The 9,582-nt window shown below is 42.4% G+C and carries 12 protein-coding genes; 7 read left to right on the top strand and 5 right to left on the bottom strand.

Going from position 1 to position 9,582, the window contains the following annotated elements; all coding sequences use genetic code 11:
• Window positions 1-108 precede the first annotated feature (108 nt).
• Complete coding sequence (locus AC5JMF_RS25305; RefSeq protein WP_495798463.1) at window positions 109-285, top strand: hypothetical protein; 177 nt, start codon at window positions 109-111, stop codon at window positions 283-285.
• 198 nt (window positions 286-483) lie between these two features.
• On the opposite strand, the gene AC5JMF_RS25300 is transcribed toward AC5JMF_RS25305, so the two are convergent.
• Window positions 484-738 (bottom strand): hypothetical protein, encoded by a 255-nt coding sequence (locus AC5JMF_RS25300; RefSeq protein ID WP_495798462.1) that lies wholly within the window; start codon window positions 736-738, stop codon window positions 484-486.
• A gap of 430 nt (window positions 739-1,168) precedes the next feature.
• Here AC5JMF_RS25300 and AC5JMF_RS25295 point away from each other — a divergent pair, with 430 nt between their 5' ends.
• Window positions 1,169-1,930, top strand: coding sequence for a DUF6748 domain-containing protein (locus AC5JMF_RS25295; RefSeq protein ID WP_495798461.1), 762 nt, complete (start codon window positions 1,169-1,171; stop codon window positions 1,928-1,930).
• Between the two features lie 239 nt (window positions 1,931-2,169).
• On the opposite strand, the gene AC5JMF_RS25290 is transcribed toward AC5JMF_RS25295, so the two are convergent.
• Window positions 2,170-2,988, bottom strand: coding sequence for a hypothetical protein (locus AC5JMF_RS25290; RefSeq protein ID WP_495798460.1), 819 nt, complete (start codon window positions 2,986-2,988; stop codon window positions 2,170-2,172).
• 244 nt (window positions 2,989-3,232) lie between these two features.
• Between AC5JMF_RS25290 and AC5JMF_RS25285 the strand changes: the two genes are divergently transcribed.
• From AC5JMF_RS25285 to AC5JMF_RS25270, 4 genes are all read left to right on the top strand, one after another.
• Window positions 3,233-3,418 (top strand): hypothetical protein, encoded by a 186-nt coding sequence (locus tag AC5JMF_RS25285; RefSeq protein ID WP_495798459.1) that lies wholly within the window; start codon window positions 3,233-3,235, stop codon window positions 3,416-3,418.
• Window positions 3,382-4,986 carry a TnsA endonuclease N-terminal domain-containing protein gene (locus AC5JMF_RS25280; RefSeq protein WP_495798458.1) on the top strand — a complete coding sequence of 535 codons (1,605 nt, stop codon included), beginning with the start codon at window positions 3,382-3,384 and terminating at the stop codon, window positions 4,984-4,986. The genes AC5JMF_RS25285 and AC5JMF_RS25280 overlap by 37 nt, the downstream gene beginning before the upstream one ends.
• Window positions 4,987-5,066: 80 nt before the next feature.
• Window positions 5,067-6,239: an AAA family ATPase gene (locus AC5JMF_RS25275; RefSeq protein WP_495798457.1), complete on the top strand. Its 1,173-nt coding sequence runs from the start codon at window positions 5,067-5,069 to the stop codon at window positions 6,237-6,239.
• Between the two features lie 253 nt (window positions 6,240-6,492).
• Window positions 6,493-6,927, top strand: coding sequence for a hypothetical protein (locus tag AC5JMF_RS25270; RefSeq protein ID WP_495798456.1), 435 nt, complete (start codon window positions 6,493-6,495; stop codon window positions 6,925-6,927).
• 250 nt (window positions 6,928-7,177) lie between these two features.
• On the opposite strand, the gene AC5JMF_RS25265 is transcribed toward AC5JMF_RS25270, so the two are convergent.
• The 3 genes from AC5JMF_RS25265 to AC5JMF_RS25255 are packed head-to-tail and all read right to left on the bottom strand — an operon-like array spanning window position 7,178 to window position 8,033.
• The gene (locus AC5JMF_RS25265) at window positions 7,178-7,552 is read right to left on the bottom strand and encodes a relaxase/mobilization nuclease domain-containing protein (RefSeq protein WP_495798455.1); all 375 of its coding nucleotides are present in this window, start codon (window positions 7,550-7,552) and stop codon (window positions 7,178-7,180) included.
• A 38-nt stretch (window positions 7,553-7,590) separates the two neighbouring features.
• The gene (locus tag AC5JMF_RS25260; RefSeq protein ID WP_495798454.1) at window positions 7,591-7,737 is read right to left on the bottom strand and encodes a hypothetical protein; all 147 of its coding nucleotides are present in this window, start codon (window positions 7,735-7,737) and stop codon (window positions 7,591-7,593) included.
• Window positions 7,738-7,775: 38 nt separating this feature from the next.
• Complete coding sequence (locus AC5JMF_RS25255) at window positions 7,776-8,033, bottom strand: plasmid mobilization protein (protein WP_495798453.1); 258 nt, start codon at window positions 8,031-8,033, stop codon at window positions 7,776-7,778.
• Window positions 8,034-8,829: 796 nt separating this feature from the next.
• On the opposite strand from AC5JMF_RS25255, the gene AC5JMF_RS25250 reads away from it, so the two are divergent.
• Window positions 8,830-9,408 carry a hypothetical protein gene (locus AC5JMF_RS25250; RefSeq protein ID WP_495798452.1) on the top strand — a complete coding sequence of 193 codons (579 nt, stop codon included), beginning with the start codon at window positions 8,830-8,832 and terminating at the stop codon, window positions 9,406-9,408.
• Window positions 9,409-9,582: the final 174 nt, after the last annotated feature.

Here is a 9,582-nt window from a genome sequence, read left to right as displayed (position 1 = left end):
GAATTTCTCTTAAAGATTTAGTAGAATTACTTAAAAATTCCCGAAAATAAAAATGTAAATGGAAAGGATGACACAGGCAAGACTTACCCACAGGCAATTATGTGCAAAATGAAATCGTGGGATGCGTTGAATTTTTATTATCCCGGCTCTGCTGCTTCTTCTTCTAACTGTGCAGTTGTAAATGCAAAGATAGGTGTTCTCGTTGTGGCAAGCCTGAGCAACCAGAACCAACAGCCATTAGGTCAGCCGGAATCTCCCCAACCCTGGAATTATGCCAATCCTTAATGCTCTGCGCGAAAATTTAAGAATCAATCAAAATTTAGTTCTGCGTCCAAATTTCTTCACCCGCAAGCAAGTTTTCACGATTGTAATGATAAACCATACATCTTCGCGCTTTGACTTTGGATGCACCAATAAAATAAACCGGGTTTAGTTGGTGAGAGTCACTTGTCAGAGCAAATAAGCATTCGCTTGCGTCGAGTTCTAAATGCTTGTAACGAGCAATTTCATCTGCCGTTGCAAATCGTAGCGTTGGAGATGAAAGACTACTTGGTAAATTTCGATGTAAAAGACATCTTCAAACACAAACTCGGCTTCGTGATAATAAGACAAATCAAAACTTCCGATTAGCAGTAAGTTGTTTGTGTTGAAACGAGCAATAGAAAACTCTATTGTGTTGGTTGAATAGACTAGCTCTTTTAGCAACGCGAACGCCGCTTTGTCCTCATATTCCCACATCTATTGATTGTGACCAAAATTATTAGCTTAAGTTTTTCAAAAGAAAGCGGAAAAATTGTTTCTCAAATACTAAGATAGTACACCGTCAGAGCGCAGAGCGCGACAGATTCACACTCGCGTTTTCAACGAAAGTCTCTCATTGGATGCCATCGTCCCAAAGCATAGCCAAAGAGACTTGAGAGAACTGGCGTTAGGGTTTTTACCTACCTTTGGTGTCTTCAATCAGTGACAGGTCTGAATCCCAACTAATTGCACCCTGACGAATGTATTCACATAGCTGACTTCTTCTTCAATCATTCGGAAAATTGTAACAATTCGCAAAAAACTCTACAGAGATGATGGTGGTATTATTTTTTTGCATATAGCAACAATTTTTTCGATCCTTATTTTAACAAAGGTATTGAACCCTGAAATAAAATTTCAAGCTCCCATGAACAAAAGCTCGCTTAACTACAAATACTCATTCATCCTACTATCAGGTGCATTAATTGTTAGCAACGGATTTTTCGCCAAAGTATCTGCTCAAAACATTTCTGCTCCAGAAACTACTGATTCTGTTGCAGTCACCGTCAAAAATCAAGAGTTTCCCCAGTGGGGATATTACACAATACGAAGGGATTTTCGCAAATGTGCTTCTCCCATATGCGGGGGATATTTCATCAAGCAAGTCAACTTGAAAGCTACTCCTTGCGTTGATGGTGTTTTTCGCTCCGAATGCTATGTGTCTGCAATTGATTGGAGTTCCCTTTTAGTATCACCATTAGAACTGGTAAAAATTCTAAATGATGATGGTAGCCGTGTGATTCTCAGAGGTAACATCGTTCCAGTAACATTTCCTGGATTCGGTGAGTTTGGGAATTTGAGAGTAAAAGAAGCCTTCTATGCTGCGACAAATGCCCCAGCAAAAGGTACTTTTGTGGCTATAAAAGACAATGGCATTCGCTGCATCACAACTCCTTGCTTCTCCACAGATAAGTTGGTTTTGAATCAGCCGAAGATTTCTCCAGTTTCGTCAATCGATTTGAGTCAAACGGGTGCAACACAAGAACAACTTGACGCAGCAACAAGCGAAATTTTTGGTCAAGGTTTGATTGCTGTAGGCAAAACTGAGGTAGTAGAAAACGTAGATCCGACCAACAGAGATACTAAGTTTGTGGCTACACAACTTTATTTGAGAGTAGAACCGAACTAAAAGAACTTTGATTAGTTAGATACAGCAGAAAGCCTGAAGGCAGGGTAAACCCTGCTGAAGCGCCTTCATCCACGGTCTGAAGCACAGAATGCGGTACTACGTACCTATTCTTGCGAGGTTTTCGGCATCCACCTTATAAATCTTCTTCTTAATTTTGCATTTTGCATTTTGCATTTTGCATTTTGCATTTTGAATTTTGAATTCAAAAAATGCTCAGTGGGAGGCTTACGGCGTAATAGCTAAATACCTACCAACCAATCGCACCCCACAGCCCTACAACCGTCCCCAAAGCTCACCCAGACTTGCCACTGTCCCAAATAGGAGTTCCATATTGGCTCACCATCAGCAACCCCAATAGCTTCACCAACTTTAGCGACTAACTCAGTGTAGAACCGACCAGCACTTTCTAACCCTTGCCGCAGCTTCAGTCTCAATCCCTTCCACCCGACAGCAGTTTCATTTAATGTTTGGGGAATATCGGGTAATGTTGTGTCAGCAAGTTGTGTTGGTATATCTATATTATTAGTGACTGACACAGAACAATTCGCAATTGTTTTAGGAGCGAGTTCATCTCGGCACAACCATTTCTCGAAGATACCAGAGCGCCCATCTAATGGTGCAACAAACTTATACACACACTCCCGGTTTCCCCTCGGCCCCAACCGACCAACATAAGACAATCGCATGTCAATCTTGTCCAATAACTTTTGTGCGATCGCTATGGATGTAAATTTCTCCGAAATAGTCACATTCAAACAAGTCTTGATGAGATATCGGTTCTCCACGGCAATCGCCTTCAACTCCTGCATCGCCTCGTCAGATCCTCGTAACCGTTCCCCAGACGCTAGAAACTGCAATAAGTTAAGTTTCTCCAACAATAAGACACCACTCAACAGCTGCCCCTTGTTAAAGTCAGGTTTCCAAATCGAGTTCTCCCCGGCTTCGGCTTGTGCCTTGGCTCGTCTGCTGTCCCGATTGGTCAAAAACTCCCGCCCCATTGTCAAGTAATAGTGCAGCCGTAATTTGGGATACCAAGAGTCGTCATCCTTCTCAATCAAATCAGGAGTAACTTCAACTTCATAACGCTGGGATAATTCAGCCTTGCGCTGCTGATGAATGAAACTTGCACAAAAAATCTCGGAAAAAATTGCTCTAACTTAAACTTTCAATTCAAAATATGGTTCAAAATTCCAAGATATGCTTCACTTAAAACCATGACTCCGTAGTTTGGTATTGCGTCCTGAAAGCCTAAAACTACCTTCTGACAAAGAGAAACACTCTTTCCGTAGATGAAAAACTCTCATGACAGACGATGAATTTGATTATTGGTGTAAGCAACAGCAACTAACGGCGCAAACACTCTTACTAATCGCCGCAATTCGGGCTGCTCCACCTCACGGAGAGTACAAGGACGCGCCAAGAACGTCAGTGGAGTTTACCCTAGTCGCAAAATGGGTCAAACCATTCAATTTGAAAGCCACACAGTAGAACTGTGGGCGATTTCTCAAATGGAACATTCGCCAGAGGTGTTAGAGTTCTACGACCAACCACCGCCATTTAAAATTCAGTACCAAAACCAAAACGGACGAAAAATAGGTCATTACCATACCCCAGACTTCTTCGTGCTGCGGACGACGGGTGCAGCCTGGGAAGAATGGAAAACCGAAACCGAATTAAAACGACTAGCCCAAAAATACCCCTCACGCTACCAAAAAACTGAAACTGGTCATTGGCATTGCCCACCAGGAGAAGCTTATGCCGCATCATTTGGACTCAAATACCATGTTCGTACCGATACCGAACTAAATCCCATATTCACTCAAAACCTAATGTTTTTAGAAGACTACTTTAGGTTTACCGCCAATATCCCCCACTCCATTACAGAACAAATCTCTTCAGCAGTTCAAGCCACTCCAGGAACAACCATTGCCGCCACACTTGCAACCATCGGGGGAGTGCGTGCCAACGATATCTACGCCATGATTGCCACAGAGCAACTCTACGTAGACTTGTATGCAGTTCCCCTAGTGGAGCATTGGCGAGTTCAATTATGGGCAGACCAACAAACTCATGCTGCTCATACACATTTAGCCATAGGGACAACTGGGCATCATCAAAAAATCACCTCGTCCACAACACTTTTGCCCAATACCTTATTAGTCTGGGACGCACAACTTTGGACTTTAGTTAACTTGGGCGAGAAGACAACCACACTTTTACCCGAAGTCGGGCAACCAATGCAATTGCCCACAGCATTTTTTCTGCAATTATTTGATAGCGGTACTATCAACATTCATACTTCAGAAACATACGCAACTATAAATTCTAGAGTGCGTGAATTGATGGATGCTGCCTCGCCTACGGATCTACAAGGAGCAAATCGCAGATTTCATCTAGTACAAGCATATTTCCAGCATCGTGCAGACATATATAAAGACATACCTCAAAGCACATTATCCCGATGGGTAAAACAGTTTCGGGAAGCCGAAGCCACTTTTGGTTGCGGTTATGTTGGGTTACTGCCGCGTACCGCTAGTAGAGGAAATCGCCAACCCAAAGCACCAACAGATGCAAGCAAATTATTAGATCAATTTATTACCGAACACTTCGAGACACCAAGACAAGCCCCAGCCGCTTCCGTTTATCGCGCCTATACAAGAGCCTGCTGTGCTGCCAACATCCCACCACTGAGTCAGCGCACATTTTATACTCGCCTAAAAAAGCGTCCCATCCATGAGCAGACTTTAAAACGTCAAGGAGCAAAAGCTGCATACGCATACACCATTTATGACACGAGCGTACATGATTCCTTGGGTGAGACACCATTACAAGTTTATACCGACGCAATGGCTGCCACAGGGGAGAGGGAACACCGACGCATTGCATACAACGAAGACTTCCTCATGGCAACACGCCCTAGCACACCCAAAGGCAACGCTAAAGTCCAGCCGGGACAGGGAATTAAAGTTAATTATCTTTATTACTGGAACGATGCTTTCCGCAATCCAGTTGTCGAAAAAACCAAAGTCAGTGTGCGCTATGACCCTAACGATTAAATGAGAATGTAGCCGAACAGTTACTGGGTGTATCCAATTCCTTAAGCTATCGTAACGGCAGTCAGCCCTCAATACCGTTATTGCTGTTAGAAACACGACCACCGTCTGGTGGGGTATTTAATCGAGCAGATTACTACCGCACTGCACTAAAACTTTTGGGAGAACCATTCTATGAGCGGCGGATGCTGATAGATATTGACGCGGAGCAAACCTGGGAGAAGAAAGGACGCTCCCGGACTAAAACAGCCCAGTTTAATGATTCGCCTGAACTGCGTCACGCATTAGAAGAAGCAATGACCAAGCGTGGTGTACGGGCAGTGATTTTGGATGAAGCACAGCACTTAATGAAGATTGGAACTGGTGCAAGTGCTGGTAAACTTTTAGACAAATTGGACTGGATTAAGTCCATGACCAACGTTACGGGGGTGCTACACATTCTGATTGGGACTTACGAGCTGCTCAATTTCCGCAATTTAAGTGGTCAAGCATCTCGGCGGGGACTGGATATTCATTTTCCGCGTTATTTGTATCAAAATGAACTTGACCGCCAGGATTTTCAAGCCGCATTATTGGCACTGCTGATGCAAGTACCTCTGAATGTGGATGTCAAAGAGCTAATGCAGCATTGGCTTTACTTTTATGAGCGTTCCATTGGTTGTGTTGGGGTACTCAAGGACTGGCTCATCCGGGCTGTGGCGGCAGCATTGCATGATGGTCACGATACCCTGAGTTTAGAACGACTGCATGAACATACCCTCACACTAGCCCAATGTGAACGCATGGCTTTGGATACCACTGAGGGAGAACAAAAACTCTCCTACATGGAAAGTCGCCGTGAACATTTGTGGCATTTGCTACAGATGGGCATGGGTTCGACCTCTGTACCAAAAGCAGCAGTGGATTTATCCAAGGGCGCGGCGACTGCAACTGCATCGCCAAAGAAATCTGACAAACCAACGTCTCCAGCAAAACGGACTCGTAAAAAGCCTGCACCCCAGAGCAATGATGAAACGGCTTCTACGACACCAAGCGAAACTTCTATAGAACCAGCACCTAAGAAAAAACAAACTCGTAAGAAGACAAAACAAGATGATTCTTCCATTAGTGAGACACCACTGGAAACAAATATTACTCCACTTCCCACGGATGCACAGAAGACAGATGAAACACCCCCTCAACAGCAAACGCCTAAAAAGTCTTCGGGGCGTGTTGGACAACGCAAACCCAAACGTGATGCTGTAGGACAACAGTAAACATCAAAAAATTCAGTAGTAAACAGTTTTTATCATGATAAAAGTTTGAGAATAATTGATTAATATGGTTAAGCGTAAATACAATAAAAAAACTAAATACTCCAGTAAAGAAAGCTGTTGGCTATTTCTTGATTGTGAGATGTTTACAGGCTTTCCTGCTGATAAATGTCCTAATATCAAATCCTGTAAGTACAATGCACTCTTAAGTCAAAATAGATGGTGTTTTCTTCCGTATCAAAAGTGGCTTCCAGAAATGGATCAACTATGGAAAATACCAACGCTCTTAATTGACCCTTGGGTAGCACCAGAAGCAAGAGTTGCTGGCTACGATTCTCCCGTAGAACTTTTTTACACTTACAGCAATAAAGATTTATGCTTAACTATTGGACAGGATGAAAAGGGAAAATACCTTGAAATCCCGCCAGAAGCATTAGACTTAGGATTTGATAGAGCGGAACAACTTCCTTATAAAGTCTCAAAGGCTACGCTAACAGTTGAAATAATTAATAATCATCAAAAATTGAAAGTTAGGGGATGGCAGGAAGCTGTAGAACTTCCTTATGCACTACATCATGATATGGATACTGGTAAACAATTTATTAAAGTTACCCTAGATATAAACAGTACAAAAGCCCAAGATGCTATTGATTATGGCTGGCATCCAGGACATCTACTTGTGAGGCGTTAGCCCTTATAGTGACAAAACGGTTTTGTATATGGCTAATAATCAAATACCAGACTTGCCCAGTTCATTACTCATCGGCTATAGCCACCATTTCCTAACTAGCTTGTGTTGTTGTCTGACGTAACTATAATCCCTCATCAAGTGCTGCAATTACTTGGTAGATGTGATTTTTCTACTTTGACGCTGATTTTTGAAGCATAAAACGGTTAACTTTTTTTGAAGCATATCTTGAGCTAAAAGTTCATTTTATGATTCAAATCACAATTATGTGCAGGTGTTCGTGGTTGCGATCGTGGTGACGTACTGCAATGAACTGACTCGTAGCTACTACAGGTGATTCTTCCTTGGGCAAGTATCCCATATCCTTGAGATATTCCCTTGCTACATAACTGTACTGACTGTTAGATAAATGTTCGTGGTAGTCAAGACGGTGTGCGATTGAAATGATGAGGTGGGCGCACTGCCGTTTAACTGCTTTTTTGGTGTACTTGATGTTGAGAAACTGCTGGTTAAATTCGTCTGGGTTTGTTCCCATCATATTAGTATCGACAATCGCAGCATCATCTTTACCCAAGACATACTTGAGCGTGTCGAGAAAACTGGGTTTTTTATAGATGACGGGAATCAAGTTGAGTAGAAAGTGAGGGATATAAAACCTGTAATGCTTTATTTATCTTGGCTTAAGGATGATTTGTCTGGAAGGTCTAGGTTAAATGCAGCTGCAATGGTCTGATCTACGAGTGCGATCGCATTATTGACAGTATCCAAAATTTGCTGGTTGTTTGTTTCCTTCGCTAAGTGAGATAACATCATCAGTTCGCTTTTGAGGTTTCCAGCAGTAGCGCGGATAGTTAGTCGGCGGGCGGTTTTGCCGTTAATACCCGTCTTAACCCACAGGAACGTAAGTACTCAGATGCAGTTACCCCTGTAGCGATCGCTTTTTCCTCAATGGTAGTTTTCTCTTGCTCAAAGAGGTATACCTTGATGGATTTGGTTCGCTTTATGGGGTCACTTACCATACCTTGTTTCACTGCGGGACTAAATGGCATAGGTGGAGACTGTACTGTGACACTGGCGGAGGGAAATTTGACAACAGTATGCGGTTTCAATTGCAGATAATACTGCTGCTATTTTTGGTATAAACTATACTCGATTAGATGCCGTCAGTGAGAGTACCATAACTTGTGATATGGATACACGGTTAATATCTTGTGGGTCGTCTTGTAACTGACACTGAAGCCGTAAACCTTATTGTTAATGCTGCAATTGTTGGGTTGTAGGGATTGTATGGTTATATCGCCAGCTTGCGATCGCAAGCTTGAGCGCCATATACCATCGCCAGTCAAATTATAAGTAATTACAACTATTAATAAGTGTGATTTTTATTAATTTATTTGGTCATCAAACAGTAAATATAAAACAAAAGTAGTATTTATAACTACATACTAAATGATTGTATTGAATATATTGTCAATTAATCTGATTTATTGAAAATAGTATAAGGATAAAACGACCCCATTGAACATACCTTGTTTTATTTACAGGACTGTACGGCGACAGTAATGGTTTGTTGTGGAATGAGACTGAGGTAAATTCACATGCAGAGCGGGTTGTGGGGTTCTATACTAAGCTGATTAACCTTTGACGGAATGCTGAAATAATTGGGTTAATTTGCCCTCAGAATACCTCAATCATGGGGATTGTAATAGTTTATTTGTCAGTTAATAATATATTTAAATTGACAAAAATTGAACCTAATTTTCACTTGATTGGGGTAATTAGGGTGTGATTTGGGGTAATTAGGAACAAATACGGGGGTAAATTATCCTAATGTGTGGTTAAAGTAAAAGTATTTACAAATCGCTTACTGAGAAGCTTGATTTGCACGTTAATACAAGAAAAACTATGGCAAGAGCAAGTAAGCCTGCTGATTCGGTTGAGTTGGCGCGAATCATGCGGAATAAGGATACAGAGGATGGGCTAGTGATTAGCTATCTCCAGTCGAAGAAGCGAGGGCAAACGGAGTTAGTATGTGAGGCCCTGCGGGCGTATTACCTGCCGTTTGCGCTATCATCTGCAGGGGCATCTGGTATGGAATTGCAGTCAGCTCTCCATGATGCGATCGCGCAACTTGAAGCTCAGATAATTAAGATGAAACGGACGTTTGGAATGGAGGGGTTGCCCCAGGTAGTTCTTGTTAATCATCATAGTGGAGTTTTTTCGCAGGGTGCAATTGGGTTACAACCAGCAGCTGGAATCAATGCAGTGGGAGTAACTCCTGTTGCAGCTAATTTAGTTTCCCCTTCGGTTTCTTTTTTTGATGTCATTAGGCCAAGTCCTGTCTCGTTAACTGTGACAGCAGAACCATCCGTATCAAATGTTTTGTTAGAAGATTCCGAAGATGATGGGTTTTTTAATGATGACGAGGATGACCCAATTGCTAAGGCAGAAATAGAAGTTGATGCAGGATTTCGTCTGGAGTGAGGAGATTATGAGGAATGGGTGTTAGGTGTTAGAGAAGAGTGTACTCTCTGCCTTCGCTTGTGATACTTGCGTAATTCCTGTACTTGTCCTGTTTGTCGTTGTGGGCAATATAGTAGGGGACGGGTGAACGAAAAAAGGTGTGGGGGGAGCGTAGTTAGCATATAACATACGCTA

It is taken from the genome of Desmonostoc vinosum, from assembly GCF_059505385.1.
This window is presented reverse-complemented; position numbering and strand designations above follow the sequence as displayed.

Bases quoted from the DNA above. Each gene is read 5' to 3' on its own strand.
- AC5JMF_RS25305 (WP_495798463.1), top strand. From the start codon at position 109: ATGAAATCGTGGGATGCGTTGAATTTTTATTATCCCGGCTCTGCTGCT.
- AC5JMF_RS25300 (WP_495798462.1), bottom strand. From the start codon at position 738: ATGTGGGAATATGAGGACAAAGCGGCGTTCGCGTTGCTAAAAGAGCTA.
- AC5JMF_RS25295 (WP_495798461.1), top strand. From the start codon at position 1,169: ATGAACAAAAGCTCGCTTAACTACAAATACTCATTCATCCTACTATCA.
- AC5JMF_RS25285 (WP_495798459.1), top strand. From the start codon at position 3,233: ATGACAGACGATGAATTTGATTATTGGTGTAAGCAACAGCAACTAACG.
- AC5JMF_RS25280 (WP_495798458.1), top strand. From the start codon at position 3,382: ATGGGTCAAACCATTCAATTTGAAAGCCACACAGTAGAACTGTGGGCG.
- AC5JMF_RS25270 (WP_495798456.1), top strand. From the start codon at position 6,493: ATGGATCAACTATGGAAAATACCAACGCTCTTAATTGACCCTTGGGTA.
- AC5JMF_RS25260 (WP_495798454.1), bottom strand. From the start codon at position 7,737: ATGATGTTATCTCACTTAGCGAAGGAAACAAACAACCAGCAAATTTTG.
- AC5JMF_RS25250 (WP_495798452.1), top strand. From the start codon at position 8,830: ATGGCAAGAGCAAGTAAGCCTGCTGATTCGGTTGAGTTGGCGCGAATC.